This is a genomic window from Pseudomonas sp. P4_C4, from assembly GCF_056402055.1.
The window spans coordinates 12,487-27,570 of the sequence record NZ_JBFUID010000073.1 but is presented as its reverse complement, the minus strand read 5'-3'; the positions used below and the strand labels follow the sequence as shown (position 1 = coordinate 27,570).

Sequence of the window (15,084 nt, the reverse complement as noted above, 5' to 3'; positions counted from 1 at the left end):
CTGTTGTGCAGGGCAAGGCGCGAGAAGCGTGGTTTGGTCATTCCAAATAAGCTTCGAGCAACGCAGCCCTGCACAACAGCAGGCCCGGCCCTTCGGGTTGTGCCTTAAAACGGGCCAGGCTGCGTTGCAGGCCTTGGAAAGGGAACAACCATTTCCAGCGGCCTGCGCCTTGCCTGGCCCGCTTTAAGGCGACAACGCGACGGGAAAACTAATTGAGAACGCCCCCTATGGCTTTGCGAAACTGGATAAAACCTGGGCGTTCGGCGATGCGCTCGTAGAGCTGGATCGCGGTGGCGTTGGTTTCGTGGGTCAGCCAGTGGACCTTGTTGCAGCCGTCAGCCTTGGCCGTGGCGTAGACGAACTCGATCAACTGCCGGCCGACGCCGGTGCCGCGGGTTTCCGGGGCCACCAGCAAGTCTTGCAGGTAGCAGGAGTTTTCGATGGCCCAGTTCGAACGATGGTAGATGAAATGCACCATGCCCACCGCTTTGCCGTCGGCCCAGGCGAGGGCGGCGTGGGTTGGCTCGTTCGGATCGAGCATACGCTGCCAGGTGCTTTGGGTGACGGCCTCCGGCAATTCGGTGTTGTAGAAGCGCAAGTAGGCTTGCCACAGCGGCAACCAGGCCGCGTGATCACCGGCGGTGACTTGGCGAATGTCGATTTGACTCATGGTGACTTCCTTAGCGCATCAATTGGGCGAGGGTTTGGTCGTTGACGTCGGGGCTGGCGGCCAGGCCTTCGCGCACGCCGGCGATGTCGGCGGGGCTACGGTTCTGGCTGAGCTTGCGCTTGCCTTCCAGACGGTCGATGGGAATGGCGAAACCGACAATGGCCTTGAGCATGCCGTCGATGTAATCGGCGGGGGCATCGGCCACTGACCACGGTTGGGCGCGGCCAGCTTCATGACGATCGGTGAGGGTGCTGACGATGTCGAGCAGCCGCCCGCCATCGCTGAAGGTTTCGGCTCGGCCATAGGCGTGTACGGCGACGTAGTTCCAGGTTGGCACGACTTTGCCGTGTTCGGCCTTGCTCGGGTAGAAGCCAGGGCTGACGTAGGCGTCGGCACCGGCAAAAATCAGCAGGGCTTCGGCGCCGTCGCGCAGCTCTTTCCACTGTGGATTGGCTTTGGCCAGATGCCCGTACAACGTGCCGTTCGAGCCTTGTTCGCAATGCAGCAGCACCGGTACATGGCTGGCTTGCAGGCCGCTTTCACCGTGGGTCACCAATATGGCGAGACGGGTGGCGAGGATCAGTTCATGCAGTTGGGACAACTCGTCGATGGCAAAAGCACGTGGCGTGTACATGGAGATATTTTCCTTGGCGAATATCTGCATCCTAGGCAGGCTATTGGTCTGTTGTAAGAGCCACTAATGACCAATTTCATGGGTCCATTGCGATGACTAGCGAACCACTGTCCTTGACCTTCAACCCGGCGGGTATAGAACTTGATCGTCGCCAGGGGCTGAGTCGGCAGCTCTATCAGGCATTGCGGATGCGGGTGCTCGACGGGCGACTGGCCAGCGGCACGCGTCTGCCGGCCAGTCGGGATCTGGCTGCCGCGCTGGCGATTTCCCGCAACAGCGTAGTGCGCGCCTACGATCAGCTTTACGCTGAAGGGTTTATCGAGGGGCGGGTAGGCGACGGGACTTACGTCGCGCAATTACCCCAGGCAACCTTGCCGGCAAAAAAACTATCCACAAAAGTATCCACAGGGTTTTCAACAGGCTTACCCACAGCTTTATCCACAAATTGGCTTGATTTGCCTGTGGATTCATCCAGCAAAGTTACCCACAGGGACGCCTTGTCCCGCGTTGAAAAGAACCATTTACCCATGCCGCCCAGTGGTCCGCCCAGGGCTTTTCGGGTCGGTGTTCCGGCGTTCGATCTGTTTCCGTTCGAGGTCTGGGCCAAGCTGAATGCGGCTTTCTGGCGTAAACCGGATTTGCAGCAACTGTGCTACGGCGACCCGGCCGGCGATGCACGCTTGCGCGGAATGATCGCCGCGTATTTGCGCAGTTCCCGTGGCATGCAGTGCACGGCTGAACAAATTGTGATCACCAGTGGCGCGCAGCAGGGAATCAGCCTTTGTGCACAGCTGCTGGTGGAGCCCGGTGACGGGGTGGCGATTGAAAATCCCGGGTATCGGGCGGCCGGTCATGCGTTCGCCGTAGCAGGTGCCCGGCTGCATGGGGTGGCGGTGGATAGTGAGGGTATCGACTGCGGTGAACTGGCACAGCTTGACGATTGCCGTCTGACCTACGTCACCCCGTCCCATCAGTACCCCACCGGGGTGGTGATGAGCCTGGCTCGCCGTCTGGAGTTGCTGGCCTGGGCCGAACGCACGCAGGGCTGGATCGTCGAGGATGACTATGACGGCGAGTACCGCTACAGCGGTGCGCCGCTGGCGCCTTTGGCGGCCCTGGATCGGCAAGGCCGGGTGCTCTACGTCGGCACGTTCGGCAAAGTAGCGTTTCCGGCGTTGCGCCTGGGTTACCTGGTATTACCGATGGATCTGGTGCAGGCGTTTGCCCAGCGTCGGGCGGTGGACGTACGGCATTCCGAGGTCAGTACCCAGGCCGTAATGGCCGAGTTCATGGCGGCCGGGCATTTCCAGCGGCATATCCGCCGCATGCGGCGTGCGGCGCTGAGCCGGCGTAATGCGTTGCTCAGCGGCTGGCCGGGGGGCATTCCCGGTATCGGCCAGTTGCCCACGGTCGCCGCCGGGTTGCACATGACAGTGCCGGTCGACAGCATTGAGCGAGAACAGGCGTTGATTGAATTGGCACGTAGCGTCGATGTCGAGATCAATGGCTTGAGTGGCTATTGGCTGCCCGAGTCCACGATCCCGATGGATCAGCGTGCCGGGTTGGTTCTGGGGTTTGCAGCAGTGCCGGAAAAGGCTATCGAAGCCGCGTTGGAGCGGCTGCGGGCGGTCTGGCGTTTTCTTTGAAAGGAGCGCGTCGGGTCGCTGATGTGCCGCAGGCAAAAATAGACCTGCGCGAGCGCAGGTCCTGGTGACGGCGGGAGTGAAGCGGGTATCAGGTGCCGGACTTGATCTTGGTCCAGGCCCGGGTGCGCGCACGTTCGGCATCGCGGGGCAACGGTTGCAGGGTGTAGAGCGTGCTCATCGCCGTGTCGGTCGGGTACAGGTTCGGGTTGTTGCGGATCACCGGGTCGACCATCTCCGTGGCGTCCTTGTTCGGGTTCGGGTAGCCGACGAAGTCACTGACCGGCGCGATCACCTGGGGTTGCAGCAGGTAGTTGACGAAGGTGTAAGCGTCGTCGGGGTTTTTCGCACCCTTCGGAATCGCCAGCATGTCGAACCAGATCGGCGCGCCTTCCTTCGGCAAACGCATGTCGACGACCACCCCGTTCTTGGCTTCGTTGGCGCGGTTGGCAGCTTGCGAGAAGCTGCCGGAATATCCGACCGCAACGCAGATGTCACCGTTGGCGATATCGGCCATGTACTTGGACGAGTGGAAGTAGGTGATGTACGGACGGATCTTCATCAGCAGTGCTTCAGCCTTGTCGTAGTCCGCAGGCTTCTTGCTGTTGGGATCCAGGCCGAGGTGTTGCAGGGCCAGTGGCAGGATCTCCGAGGGCGAGTCGAGCAGCGCGACGCCACACTGCTTGAGCTTGCTGATGTTCTCTTCCTTGAAGATCAGGTCCCAGCTGTCCACGGGTGCGTTGTCGCCGAGCGCGGCCTTGACCTTGTCCGGGTTGAAACCGATCAGGATGGTGCCGTACATGTACGGCACAGCGAACTTGTTGCCCGGGTCGTTGGCTTCGATCAGCTTCATCAGCTTGGGATCGAGGTGATTCCAGTTCGGCAGCTTGCTGCGGTCCAGGGGCTGGAACACGCCAGCTTCGATTTGCTTGGCGAGGAATACGTTGGATGGCACCACCACGTCGTATCCGGAGTTGCCGGTCAGCAGCTTGGCTTCCAGCGCTTCGTTGGTGTCGAAGATGTCGTAGACCAGTTTGGTCTGGGTGTTCTGGGCCTTGAAGTCTTCCAGGGCCTTGGGTGTGATGTAGTCGAACCAGTTGTAGACGCGCAGGGTTCGCTCTTCGGCGTGGGCGGCAACGCTGAGCACCGAGGCACACAGCGTCGGCACGATGAAACGCTTAAGACTTTTCATTCTTCTACTTCCTCAACAAGCGCTTTCAAAACCTTCAAGAACGTTCACGGCATTGATGCCGATTTCTTCGACTGCGTAACCGCCTTCCATCACGAACAGTGTCGGTACGCCGAGGCCGGCGATGCGCTTACCCATGGCCAGGTAATCCGGGCTGTCGAGCTTGAATTGCGAGATCGGGTCGTCCTTGAAGGTATCGACTCCGAGGGACACGACGATAATGTCGGCACTGTAGCTTTCGATCTCATTGCAGGCCTGTTCCAGCGCTGCGCTCCAGGTGTCCCAGCCTGAACCGGCGGCCAACGGGTAGTTGAAGTTGAACCCTTCGCCAGCGCCTTCGCCACGTTCGTCTTCATAGCCGAGGAAGAACGGGAACTCGGCTTCCGGGTGGCCATGGATCGAGGTGAACAGCACGTCGCTGCGTTCGTAGAAAATCGACTGGGTGCCGTTGCCGTGGTGGTAGTCGACGTCGAGGATCGCGATCTTTTCATGGCCCTGATCGAGGAACGCCTGGGCGGCGATGGCGGCGTTGTTGAGGTAGCAATAACCACCCATCAAGTCGCCGGCGGCGTGGTGTCCCGGCGGACGGCACAGGGCGAAAGCAGAACGGGCGCCGCGCTGGATTTCCGCTTGGGCGGTGAGCGCGACTTGCGCTGCGCTGTACGCCGCTTGCCAGGTGCCGGCGGTGATCGGGGCGCCGCCGTCGAAGCTGTAGTAACCGAGTTCGCCATGCAGGCTGGAGGGTTTGACGCGGCGCAGGGTGCGGGCTGGCCAAGTGTAGGGCAGCAAGTCGCCGTCGGTGTTGTACTCGGTCCAGCGTGCCCAGGCGCCCTTGAAGAAGTCGAGGTAGTCTCGGCTGTGAATGCGCTCGATCGGCCCGAGGCCGAAATCCTTTGGCGCTTCGACAGGGCCCAGATTTTGATTTTGCACCCGTGCCAGTACGTGGTCGGCACGGGAAGGCATTTCGAAGCAGGGCTTGAGTTGCCCGTCTATCAATTCGCAACGGCCGTGGTGCAGGTGGTGATCGTCCGAGTAGATCGTCAGCATTTCTTGTTCTCCGCAGGGCTGATTCGGTTGCCCCCAGTGTTGCGGCGCACGGCGAATCGGAGAACGGCAGGAAAGGCCAAAAGGGGATCGATATGGCCAAAACATTTGACCGAAATTCGCCCCTGTTCAGCGTATGGGATACACACCCTGTAGGAGCTGGCTTGTCAGCGAAGGCGGTATTGCGGCGATACAGATGCGTTGGATGCGCTGGCCTCTTCGCGGGCAAGCCCGCTCCTACAGGGTTTATCCGTGTGGCCGAAACTGACTCGGCGCCACACCACTCCAGCGCACAAACGCATGCCGAAAACTCGCGGTCTCGCTGAAACCCAGGGCTTCGGCAATCTGATAGATCGGCAACTGATCCTCGCAAAGCATTTGCTTGGCCTGCTCGAAGCGCAGTTCGTCGAGCAGTTCCTGATAGCTGCAACCCATGTCCTTGAGATGCCGGCGCAAGGTCCGCGCCGAACAGTTCATTTGTTCGGCCAATCCCTCCAGCCCCGGCGCCGCATTCAATTGCGCGCTGAGCAATTGGCGGATCCGTCCCAGCCACGCCTGGCGCCCGGTGAACTCGATGTTCTGTTTGCGGCAGCGTTCGGCCATGGCCTGGTGGGTGATGATGTCGGCTAGCGGCAGTGGCTGGTCGAGCCAGCGCTTGTCGAAGGCAAAGGCATTGTTACGGGCGCCGAAGTGCACCGGGCAATTGAAGTGTTCGGCGTAGGTCGCTTCGTAATCGGGGGCGGCGTGTTCAAAGCGGGCGCCGAGCAACGGCAGGGGATGGCCGAGCAGGTCGTCGCAGGTGACTTTCAGCGACACCAGGCAGAATTCGGCGTTGAACACCGCCATGGCCGGGCTCTCGCGGTAATCAGCGGCGACGAACCAGATGCGCTCGCCATCGTCTTCAAGGCTCAACTCGAAAAGTGTTCCCAGCAGCGCCGGATAACGCATCGCCAGACGCAAAGCGTCACCGAAGGTGGCACTGGTGAGCAGGGCGTAACCGAGCATGCCGTAGCAGGAAACGTGCATCCGCCGGCCCAGTTCCAGGCCGATGTCACGTTTGAGAGCAACGGCGTTGGCACAGACCTGCATTTCCTGATTGGTGGTGATGCGTGTGTCGGCACGGTTCAGATCCGCCGCGCTGATGCCGCTGCCGGCCAGCAGCGCTTCGCTGGACAAGCCTTGTGCCCTGAAGGCATCGAGTACCAGGGAGACCGCGTTGAGCGTGGTGAGGTGGGAGTGGAGCATGAGGACTTCCAGCCTTGGGATAGCTGGAGCGCAGCAAGTTGTATGCCGGGTGATGTCCCCTGTGGGAGCGAGCCTGCTCGCGATGACGGTGGATCAGTCACATCAATGTGAATGGTAGACCGCTATCGCGAGCAGGCTCGCTCCTACAAGGGTGGTGTGGTGTCAGCTCAGTTCACCGCACAGGTCGAGTTCGACAAGCCGACGGATTTCGTCCGTTTCAAGCCCCGCACCCAACAACCCATGCAACTTGCCGAACGCCGCCTCACGGGTCATGCCGCCACCGGACAACACCCCAACGCCACGCAAGCGACTGCCGGCTTCATAGACGTCCAGTACAACCCCGCCTTCGTGGCATTGCGTGACGGCCACTACTACAACGCCCTTGTCCCGCGCACGCCCAAGGCTGGCGAGAAACCCGGGGTTGTCGCTCGGACCGGTGCCGCTACCGTAGCACTCCAGCACCAGGCCCTGAATGCCACTGTCGAGCAAACCATCCAGCACCTCGGCGCTGATGCCGGGGAACAGCGGCAGCACCGCGACGTTCGCCAATTGTTTGGGTTGGTTGTAATTCAGCTGTGTTGGTAAAGAAGGCACCTTCACGCCACCGCCCTGACGCTCCAGGCGCTTGAACGGATGGCGGCCGAAACTGCGTACCTTCGCGCAGCGGGTCGGGTCCAGCCGTTCGCCATGGAAGTACAGATGCACGCCCGGCGCGAGGCCCTGGCCCAGTGCAACCAGCGCGCCGCCGAGGTTTTCCCAGGCATCGCTATCGGTGACGCCGGCCGGCAGCATGGAGCCGGTGAAGCACACGCGGGCATGCAGGCCGAGCAACTGGAAGCTCATGGCGGCGGCACTGTAGGCCAGCGTGTCGGTGCCATGCAGGATCAGCACGCTGTCGCAGCCCTGCACATCCACTGCGTCGACCACCGCTTCACGCAGCTGCTGCCAATACGTCGGGGTCATGTTGGCGCTGTCGATCAGCGGCGACATTTCACGGAAGCGCCATTGCGGCACCACCAGATCAGGCTGGCTGTGCAGATAATCGCGCATCCGCGCTTCGAAACCGGACGCTGGAGCCAGGCCGTTGGCGCTAGCCTGCATGCCGATGGTGCCGCCGGTGTAGAGCACCATGACGTGCTGGGCGGCAGGATAGGTCGAGGAAATCATGGAGGTTCTCCGAGAGCGATGACTCCTGTGGGAGCGAGCCTGCTCGCGATAGCGGCCTGACAGTCAAGATGGCTGTTGAATGTTATGGCCTCATCGCGAGCAGGCTCGCTCCCACACGGGATTGTGCACTTTAACCGATCAGCGTTGCGCTGCGGTCACGCCTTGCGGCTCAGCCTGATTCTGAGCAGCTGCCGGCGGATTGGCCGGCCACGCCTGGCGATCCAGATCCAGGTCCGGGAACTTGGCGGAGTCGAAAACCGGCGTCTTGATCCCAGCGGCGCGCTGGTCATCGTAGTCACGCAGGATGCGCATGCCGACCTTGAACAGCAGGAATAGCGCGATCAGGTTGACGAACGCGAGCATGGTCATGGTGATGTCGGCGAAGGCAAATACGGTGCCGAGGTTTTCGATGGCGCCCCAGAAAATCAGCACCAGTACCAGTGCGCGATAGCCCATCAGCGCCTTGCGGTTTTCACCGATCAAAAAGCGCAGGTTGCTCTCGCCCAGGTAGTAGTTATAGAGGATCGAGGTGAACACGAACAACGCCAGGGCCACGGAGATGAACATCCGGCCCCAGTCACCGACCACGGCGGCCAGCGAGTTCTGGGTCAGGGCAATGCCGTCGCCTTCGAAGCCCGGGGTGTAGAAGCCGGAAAGCAGGATCAGCAGCGCGGTGCAGGTGCAGATCACGAAGGTATCGAGGAACACGCTGAACGCCTGCACCACACCTTGTGCCACCGGGTGCTCGACCGCCGCAACCGCCGCCACGTTCGGCGCACTGCCCAGGCCTGCTTCGTTGGCGAACACTCCACGTTTCACGCCCATGACAATGGCGCTGCCAATCAGGCCGCCAAAGGCCTGGTCCAGACCGAAAGCGCTCTTGACGATGGTTATCAGCATGCCCGGCACATGGTCGAACTGCAGCACGATCACGTAGAGGGTCACGCCGATGTACACAAGGGTTTTCACCGGCACCAACAGGTCGGCGACCTTGGCGATGCGCTTGATTCCGCCGATGAACACCAGACCCAGCAACACGGCCAGACCGATGCCGGTGTAAGTGGTGTCGAGGCCGAACGCGTTGTTCAACGAGTGCGTCACGGCGTGGGCTTGCAGGCCGTTGAAGGCGAAGCCGAACGTCACGAGCAGCAAGAACGCCATCAGCATGCCCAGCCAGCGTTTTTGCAGACCGTGCTGGATGTAATAGGACGGACCGCCACGGAACTGGCCTTCGGAATCGCAGCGCTTGTAGAGCTGGCCGAGGGAGCATTCGAAGAAGCTGCTGGACATGCCGACCAGTGCGGTCACCCACATCCAGAACACCGCTCCGGGGCCACCAAGGGTCACGGCAATGCCGACGCCGGCGATGTTGCCCGCACCGACGCGGCCGGCGAGGCTGAGCATCAGGGCCTGGAACGAACTGAGTTGCCCGGCGCTGCTTTTGAGGCTGTCGCGGAACACCGCGAACATGTGGAAGAAATGACGCAGTTGAACGAAACGCGAGCGGATCGTGAAGTAGCTACCGAGCCCGACAATGAGCACGATCAGTACTTTCCCTGAGAGGAAGTCGTTAATGACTTCGAGCATGGATTATTCCTCGCTGTTTTTTGTGTAGGCGGATGCTGGCCGGATAGACATATCGAGTTACACCCGCTGGCGCACGGCACAACAGGCGGGTCGAAGTTCGTCCCGGTTTCATATCGCGGGTTTGTTATTAGTTCGGGTTTCGCATGGGTTGTGGCCTCGCTACCGACGACCGCTCATGCGAAGAGGGGCGGCACTATACCGATGACAGTGCCGTCCGTCTGCACGGTTGTGGTGTATTCGGTGAAGCGAAGCCTTTGAAGCACCTGTCCTTACTGGCGTCTGGCTCCTGTAGGAGCGAGCTCGCTCGCGAAAAACTCAAGGGCGCCGTTGGCCATCAGGTTTACGCGTTATCGTTAAACATCTTTCGCGAGCAAGCTCGCTCCTACAAAACAGTTAAAAAAAAGGGCCTGGAGATTGATCTCCAGGCCCTCAAAAGGTGAGAGGTGTCTAGTCCCTCGACCTGGTGAGCGGTGCTACAAATAACGCGTCGGGTTATGCCTTCAGGGGCACCAGACGCGGAGCAATCATGTTTTCCGGGCGCAGGATGTCGGCGAGCATGGCTTCGTCGAGCAGACCTTCTTCACGCACCAGTTCCAGCACGCCGCGGCCGCTTTCAAGAGCGAGGCCGGCGATGCGGGTGGCATTTTTGTAGCCGATGTACGGGTTCAGCGCGGTGACCAGGCCGATCGAGTGCTCGACCAGTTCACGGCAGCGTGCTTCGTTGGCGGTGATGCCGACGATGCAGTGCTCGCGCAGCATGTCCATGGCGCGTTGCAGCAGGCGGATCGAGTCGAAGATCTTGAAGGCGATCAGCGGCTCCATCACGTTCAGTTGCAGTTGGCCGCCTTCGGCTGCCATGGTCAGCGCCAGATCGTTACCGATGACCTGGAAGGCCACCTGGTTAACGGCTTCCGGGATAACCGGGTTGACCTTGCCTGGCATGATCGAGCTGCCAGGCTGGCGTGCCGGCAGGTTGATCTCGTTGATGCCGGTGCGTGGGCCGCTGGACAGTAGGCGCAGGTCGTTGCAGATCTTCGACAGCTTGACCGCGGTGCGCTTGAGCATGCCGGAGAACAGCACGAAGGCGCCCATGTCGGAAGTGGCTTCGATCAGGTCGGCCGCCGGAACCAGCGGTTGACCACTGATCAGCGCCAGGCGCTGTACAGCCAGGGCCTGATAGCGCGGGTCGGCGTTGATGCCGGTGCCGATCGCGGTGCCGCCCAGGTTCACTTCAGTCAGCAGTTCCGGGGCCAGCGTCTTCAGACGGGCCAGGTCTTCGCCCATGGTGGTGGCGAAAGCGCGGAATTCCTGACCCAAGGTCATCGGCACGGCGTCTTGCAACTGGGTACGACCCATCTTCAGGACGTGGTTGAATTCTTGGCCCTTGGCCGCGAACGCCTGAATCAGGCTGTCGAGGCTGGCCAGCAGGGCGTCGTGACCGAGCAACAGACCCAGGCGGATAGCTGTTGGGTAGGCGTCGTTGGTCGACTGCGCCATGTTGACGTCGTCGTTCGGGTGCAGGTACTGGTATTCGCCTTTCTGGTGACCCATGGCCTCCAGTGCGATGTTGGCGATGACTTCGTTGGCATTCATGTTGGTCGAAGTGCCAGCGCCGCCTTGAATCATGTCCACCACGAACTCTTCGTGGAAGTCGCCGCGGATCAAACGTGCACAGGCTTCGCTGATGGCAGCGTGCTTGGCTTCGCTCAGGTGACCCAACTCACGGTTGGCGTCTGCGGCGGCCTGTTTAACCATGGCCAGACCGACAACCAGTTTCGGGTAGTGCGAAATCGGAACGCCCGAAAGGCGGAAGTTATTCACCGCTCGCAGGGTCTGGATACCGTAATACGCTTGAGCCGGTACTTCGAGGGCGCCAAGCAGGTCATTTTCTGTGCGGAATGATGCAGCGGAGGACATGATAGAAATCATCTCAATATGGACCCGGTCTGTGCCGGAACGCTGTGAATGCTAGGCTTGTGCAGAATTTTGGGCCAATGCTGTTAAACACTAGCCTATGCACATTCGGCATAATGCCCGTGTGACGCGGCGTTGACGGCAAGCGTGTGACCTAAATTGGTGCATCTCCGGGAGGATGTGATGAATCTGGAAAGCAAATGGCTGGAGGACTTTAGTGCCCTGGCCGCCACCCGCAGTTTCTCCCAGGCAGCCGAGCGGCGTTTCGTGACGCAACCGGCGTTCAGCCGACGAATCCGCAGCCTGGAAGCGGCGCTGGGGCTGACGCTGGTCAATCGTTCACGCACGCCGGTGGAACTGACAGCGGCAGGGCAATTGTTTCTGGTCACCGCACGCACCGTGGTCGAGCAGCTCGGCGAAGTGTTGCGCCATCTGCATCACCTGGAAGGCGGGCAGGGCGAGGTAATGCAGGTGGCTGCCGCACACTCCCTGGCGCTGGGTTTCTTTCCGCGCTGGATCGCGCAGTTGCGCAACGAAGGCTTGAACATCGCCACGCGACTGGTGGCGACCAACGTGGGTGACGCGGTGCATGCCTTGCGCGAAGGTGGCTGCGATCTGATGCTGGCCTTCTACGACCCGGATGCCGCGATGCAGATGGACCCGGAAATCTTCCCGTCACTGCACTTGGGCCACACCGAAATGCTGCCGGTGTGTGCCGCCGACGCCGACGGCAAACCGCTGTTCGATCTGGAAGGCGAAGGCAGCGTGCCGTTGCTGGCCTACAGCGCCGGTGCGTTTCTCGGCCGTTCGGTGAACATGCTGCTGCGCCAAAGGGCGCTGCGCTTCACCACGATCTACGAAACCGCCATGGCTGACAGCCTCAAAAGCATGGCCCTGGAAGGCCTGGGCATCGCCTGGGTGCCGCAACTGAGCGTGCGCGCCGAACTGGCACGCGGTGAACTGGTGGTCTGCGGCGGCCCGCAGTGGCACGTGCCGCTGGAGATTCGTCTGTACCGCTGTGCGCTGGTGCGCAAGGCCAACGTGCGGTTGTTGTGGCGCAAACTTGAAGGCGGCGCGGCCCAAGGCACAACCGGTTCTTGAAACCACCAAATGCTCCCACAGGGGGTTTTGTTGTTTGGAGCAATCAGGATCGGGATCAAGTTCCACGGTGTTTTGTGTTGAGCGTTGGCTGACCTTCGAGTCAATAAAACCGGCACTTTGCGCCGTATGACAGATGGTCGTATCGGGGGCTGTTTATCTGCTTCATTGAGGTATACTGCGCGGCCTTCGGCCGGTTACGACCGGCCATAATTCGTACAATCAAGCCACGCATCCTGCGTGGCTTATTGTTTTTTGACGCGCCTGCGGGCGCCCAGAGAGAAGAGGCACGACGATGAGTGCACTGGTTGGCGTGATCATGGGCTCCAAGTCCGATTGGTCCACCCTTAGCCACACCGCCGATATGCTGGAAAAGCTCGGCATACCCTACGAGGTGAAAGTGGTTTCTGCCCACCGCACCCCGGACCTGCTGTTTCAGTACGCTGAAGAAGCCGAGGCACGTGGCATCGAGGTGATCATCGCCGGTGCCGGTGGCGCGGCCCACTTGCCAGGCATGTGTGCGGCCAAGACCCACTTGCCGGTGCTGGGCGTACCCGTGCAGTCCGCTATGCTTTCGGGCGTTGATTCGCTGCTCTCCATTGTGCAGATGCCAGCAGGCATTCCGGTTGCCACTCTGGCCATCGGCAAGGCGGGTGCGATCAACGCAGCGCTGTTGTCGGCGAGTATCCTGGGCGCCAAGCACCCGCAGTTCCATACGGTGCTGAAAACCTTCCGTGCTGAGCAGACAGACAGCGTCCTGGACAATCCAGACCCACGCATCGCCTGAGGTTGTTGACGATGAAGATCGGTGTAATCGGTGGCGGCCAACTGGGTCGCATGTTGGCGCTGGCGGGCACTCCGCTGGGCATGAACTTCGCTTTCCTGGACCCGGCGCCGGATGCTTGCGCAGCCGCGTTGGGCGAACACCTGCGAGCCGATTACGGCGATCAGGATCACCTGCGTCAGCTGGCCGATGAAGTCGATCTGGTGACCTTCGAGTTCGAAAGCGTTCCGGCCGAGACCGTGGCTTTTCTCTCGCAATTCGTCCCGGTCTACCCGAGTGCTGAAGCCCTGCGCATCGCCCGTGATCGCTGGTTCGAGAAGAGCATGTTCAAGGACCTGGGGATTCCTACTCCGGCGTTCGCCGACATCCAGTCCCAGGCCGACCTGGACGCCGCCGTGGCTTCCATCGGTCTGCCGGCAGTGCTGAAAACCCGTACTTTGGGTTACGACGGCAAGGGCCAGAAAGTCCTGCGCACCCCTGAGGATGTGGTCGGCACCTTCGCCGAACTGGGCAGCGTGGCCTGTCTGCTGGAAGGCTTCGTGCCGTTCACTGGTGAAGTCTCGCTGATCGCCGTGCGCGCCCGCGACGGTGAAACCCGCTTCTATCCGCTGGTACACAACACCCACGAAAGCGGCATCCTCAAGCTGTCCGTGGCCAGCACCGATCACCCGTTGCAAGCTCTGGCCGAAGACTACTCCAGCCGTGTGCTCAAGCAGCTGGATTACGTCGGCGTGATGGCGTTCGAGTTCTTTGAAGTCGACGGTGGCCTCAAGGCCAACGAAATTGCCCCCCGGGTGCACAACTCAGGGCACTGGACCACCGAAGGCGCCGAGTGCAGCCAGTTCGAAAACCACCTGCGGGCCGTTGCCGGTCTGCCGTTGGGTTCGACGGCCAAGGTCGGCGAAAGCGCGATGCTCAACTTCATTGGCAAAGTGCCGGACACCGAGAAGGTCGTTGCCATCGCCGATTGCCATCTGCATCACTACGGCAAGGCGTTCAAGGTCGGCCGCAAGGTCGGTCACGCCAACTTGCGTTGTGCGGATCGCGAAACGCTGACCGCGCAGATCCTCAAGGTCGAAGCGCTGATCGCCGAATAGTTTCATGTGGCAGCGGCGGAACCATTCAGGGACCGCCGTTCTCTCATGGCAGGATGCCAAAGTCTGACTAGGCTTTCGCATAGCCACTTCATTCAGAGGGAAATGCCATGGGAATCATCGGAACCATCTTTATCGGCTTGATTGTCGGCCTGCTGGCACGGTTCCTGAAACCGGGCGATGACAGCATGGGCTGGATCATGACCATCCTGCTCGGTATTGGCGGTTCGCTGGCGGCGACTTACGGCGGTCAAGCCCTGGGCATCTATCAGGCTGGCCAAGGAGCAGGCTTCATCGGTGCGCTGGTGGGCGCCGTTGTGCTGCTGGTGATCTACGGGCTGGTCAAAAAGAACTGATCCAGGCGACAAGCCCTCTCCGCCAAACTGGCCGGGAGGGCTAGAATGCTCGGCGTTTCCTGTTCTTCCCTTTACCGAGCACCTTCATGCGCCGTCTTTTACTGACTCTTGTTTTACTGGGTTCGGGCTTTGCCCATGCTGGCGAATTGCCAGAAACCGACTGGCTCGAATTGATGCCCAAGTCGGATCAGAAGGCCCTCGAGGCCATGCCTGAAATCGACCACAACTCCCCTGAAGCCAATGGCACTTTCACCGACAAGGGTGGGATGAAGCAGGCCAAAGGCTTGCCGGCGGTGATGTACTCGACAAAGACCGTTGCGTCGATGAACGACAAGAACATCCGCATTGGCGGTTACCCCGTGCCGCTGGAGTCCGACGCCAAGGGCCGCAGTACGCTGTTCTTCCTGGTGCCGTATCCGGGCGCGTGCATCCATGTGCCACCGCCGCCACCCAACCAACTGGTGCTGGTGCGCTATCCAAAGGGCCTGAAGCTGAACGATATCTACACGCCGCTGTGGGTCACCGGCACGCTGAAAGTCGAGAAGGTCAGCAATGACCTCGCCGATGCGGCGTATGCGCTGGATGCGCAGAAGGTCAGAGTAGTGAAAGAGTCGGATCTGTAATCAAGTAGACAAAAAGATCGCAGCCTTCGGCAGCTC

The 15,084-nt window shown here is 60.8% G+C and carries 14 protein-coding genes; 6 read left to right on the top strand and 8 right to left on the bottom strand.

Features of this window, described 5'->3' with window-relative positions:
* Positions 1–208 precede the first annotated feature (208 nt).
* Positions 209–670 carry an N-acetyltransferase family protein gene (locus tag AC1DXW_RS27235; RefSeq protein WP_477760699.1) on the bottom strand — a complete coding sequence of 154 codons (462 nt, stop codon included), beginning with the start codon at positions 668–670 and terminating at the stop codon, positions 209–211.
* Positions 671–680: 10 nt separating this feature from the next.
* Positions 681–1,304 carry an FMN-binding negative transcriptional regulator gene (locus AC1DXW_RS27230; protein ID WP_477752237.1) on the bottom strand — a complete coding sequence of 208 codons (624 nt, stop codon included), beginning with the start codon at positions 1,302–1,304 and terminating at the stop codon, positions 681–683.
* 92 nt (positions 1,305–1,396) lie between these two features.
* Here AC1DXW_RS27230 and pdxR point away from each other — a divergent pair, with 92 nt between their 5' ends.
* Entirely contained in the window at positions 1,397–2,950 is a 1,554-nt protein-coding gene (gene pdxR / locus AC1DXW_RS27225; RefSeq protein ID WP_477752238.1) for a MocR-like pyridoxine biosynthesis transcription factor PdxR, read from the top strand.
* A gap of 88 nt (positions 2,951–3,038) precedes the next feature.
* Here the strand turns inward: pdxR and AC1DXW_RS27220 are convergent, their stop codons facing one another.
* From AC1DXW_RS27220 to aspA, 6 genes are all read right to left on the bottom strand, one after another.
* Positions 3,039–4,139 (bottom strand): polyamine ABC transporter substrate-binding protein, encoded by a 1,101-nt coding sequence (locus AC1DXW_RS27220; RefSeq protein WP_477752239.1) that lies wholly within the window; start codon positions 4,137–4,139, stop codon positions 3,039–3,041.
* 12 nt (positions 4,140–4,151) lie between these two features.
* Complete coding sequence (locus AC1DXW_RS27215; protein WP_477752240.1) at positions 4,152–5,183, bottom strand: histone deacetylase family protein; 1,032 nt, start codon at positions 5,181–5,183, stop codon at positions 4,152–4,154.
* A gap of 243 nt (positions 5,184–5,426) precedes the next feature.
* Positions 5,427–6,425, bottom strand: coding sequence for an AraC family transcriptional regulator (locus AC1DXW_RS27210; RefSeq protein ID WP_477752241.1), 999 nt, complete (start codon positions 6,423–6,425; stop codon positions 5,427–5,429).
* A 162-nt stretch (positions 6,426–6,587) separates the two neighbouring features.
* Positions 6,588–7,592, bottom strand: coding sequence for an asparaginase (locus tag AC1DXW_RS27205; protein ID WP_477752242.1), 1,005 nt, complete (start codon positions 7,590–7,592; stop codon positions 6,588–6,590).
* A gap of 138 nt (positions 7,593–7,730) precedes the next feature.
* Complete coding sequence (locus AC1DXW_RS27200; RefSeq protein WP_477752243.1) at positions 7,731–9,179, bottom strand: alanine/glycine:cation symporter family protein; 1,449 nt, start codon at positions 9,177–9,179, stop codon at positions 7,731–7,733.
* A 492-nt stretch (positions 9,180–9,671) separates the two neighbouring features.
* The gene (aspA, locus tag AC1DXW_RS27195; RefSeq protein ID WP_008045549.1) at positions 9,672–11,096 is read right to left on the bottom strand and encodes an aspartate ammonia-lyase; all 1,425 of its coding nucleotides are present in this window, start codon (positions 11,094–11,096) and stop codon (positions 9,672–9,674) included.
* Positions 11,097–11,276: 180 nt separating this feature from the next.
* Here aspA and AC1DXW_RS27190 point away from each other — a divergent pair, with 180 nt between their 5' ends.
* The 5 genes from AC1DXW_RS27190 (at position 11,277) to AC1DXW_RS27170 (ending at position 15,048) form a co-directional block, all read left to right on the top strand.
* Positions 11,277–12,194: a LysR substrate-binding domain-containing protein gene (locus tag AC1DXW_RS27190; protein ID WP_008045548.1), complete on the top strand. Its 918-nt coding sequence runs from the start codon at positions 11,277–11,279 to the stop codon at positions 12,192–12,194.
* 292 nt (positions 12,195–12,486) lie between these two features.
* On the top strand, positions 12,487–12,978 hold the full coding sequence (gene purE, locus AC1DXW_RS27185) for a 5-(carboxyamino)imidazole ribonucleotide mutase (protein ID WP_223455273.1): 492 nt from the start codon (positions 12,487–12,489) through the stop codon (positions 12,976–12,978).
* An 11-nt stretch (positions 12,979–12,989) separates the two neighbouring features.
* Positions 12,990–14,072, top strand: coding sequence for a 5-(carboxyamino)imidazole ribonucleotide synthase (locus AC1DXW_RS27180; protein WP_414929669.1), 1,083 nt, complete (start codon positions 12,990–12,992; stop codon positions 14,070–14,072).
* Between the two features lie 107 nt (positions 14,073–14,179).
* Positions 14,180–14,425: a GlsB/YeaQ/YmgE family stress response membrane protein gene (locus AC1DXW_RS27175; RefSeq protein ID WP_007928514.1), complete on the top strand. Its 246-nt coding sequence runs from the start codon at positions 14,180–14,182 to the stop codon at positions 14,423–14,425.
* Positions 14,426–14,511: 86 nt separating this feature from the next.
* On the top strand, positions 14,512–15,048 hold the full coding sequence (locus AC1DXW_RS27170; protein WP_477752244.1) for a DUF3299 domain-containing protein: 537 nt from the start codon (positions 14,512–14,514) through the stop codon (positions 15,046–15,048).
* Positions 15,049–15,084 lie beyond the last annotated feature (36 nt).

Bases quoted from the DNA above. Each gene is read 5' to 3' on its own strand.
- AC1DXW_RS27180 (WP_414929669.1), top strand. From the start codon at position 12,990: ATGAAGATCGGTGTAATCGGTGGCGGCCAACTGGGTCGCATGTTGGCG.
- purE (WP_223455273.1), top strand. From the start codon at position 12,487: ATGAGTGCACTGGTTGGCGTGATCATGGGCTCCAAGTCCGATTGGTCC.
- AC1DXW_RS27170 (WP_477752244.1), top strand. From the start codon at position 14,512: ATGCGCCGTCTTTTACTGACTCTTGTTTTACTGGGTTCGGGCTTTGCC.
- AC1DXW_RS27205 (WP_477752242.1), bottom strand. From the start codon at position 7,592: ATGATTTCCTCGACCTATCCTGCCGCCCAGCACGTCATGGTGCTCTAC.
- AC1DXW_RS27200 (WP_477752243.1), bottom strand. From the start codon at position 9,179: ATGCTCGAAGTCATTAACGACTTCCTCTCAGGGAAAGTACTGATCGTG.
- AC1DXW_RS27230 (WP_477752237.1), bottom strand. From the start codon at position 1,304: ATGTACACGCCACGTGCTTTTGCCATCGACGAGTTGTCCCAACTGCAT.
- AC1DXW_RS27210 (WP_477752241.1), bottom strand. From the start codon at position 6,425: ATGCTCCACTCCCACCTCACCACGCTCAACGCGGTCTCCCTGGTACTC.
- AC1DXW_RS27215 (WP_477752240.1), bottom strand. From the start codon at position 5,183: ATGCTGACGATCTACTCGGACGATCACCACCTGCACCACGGCCGTTGC.
- pdxR (WP_477752238.1), top strand. From the start codon at position 1,397: ATGACTAGCGAACCACTGTCCTTGACCTTCAACCCGGCGGGTATAGAA.
- aspA (WP_008045549.1), bottom strand. From the start codon at position 11,096: ATGTCCTCCGCTGCATCATTCCGCACAGAAAATGACCTGCTTGGCGCC.
- AC1DXW_RS27190 (WP_008045548.1), top strand. From the start codon at position 11,277: ATGAATCTGGAAAGCAAATGGCTGGAGGACTTTAGTGCCCTGGCCGCC.
- AC1DXW_RS27235 (WP_477760699.1), bottom strand. From the start codon at position 670: ATGAGTCAAATCGACATTCGCCAAGTCACCGCCGGTGATCACGCGGCC.
- AC1DXW_RS27175 (WP_007928514.1), top strand. From the start codon at position 14,180: ATGGGAATCATCGGAACCATCTTTATCGGCTTGATTGTCGGCCTGCTG.
- AC1DXW_RS27220 (WP_477752239.1), bottom strand. From the start codon at position 4,139: ATGAAAAGTCTTAAGCGTTTCATCGTGCCGACGCTGTGTGCCTCGGTG.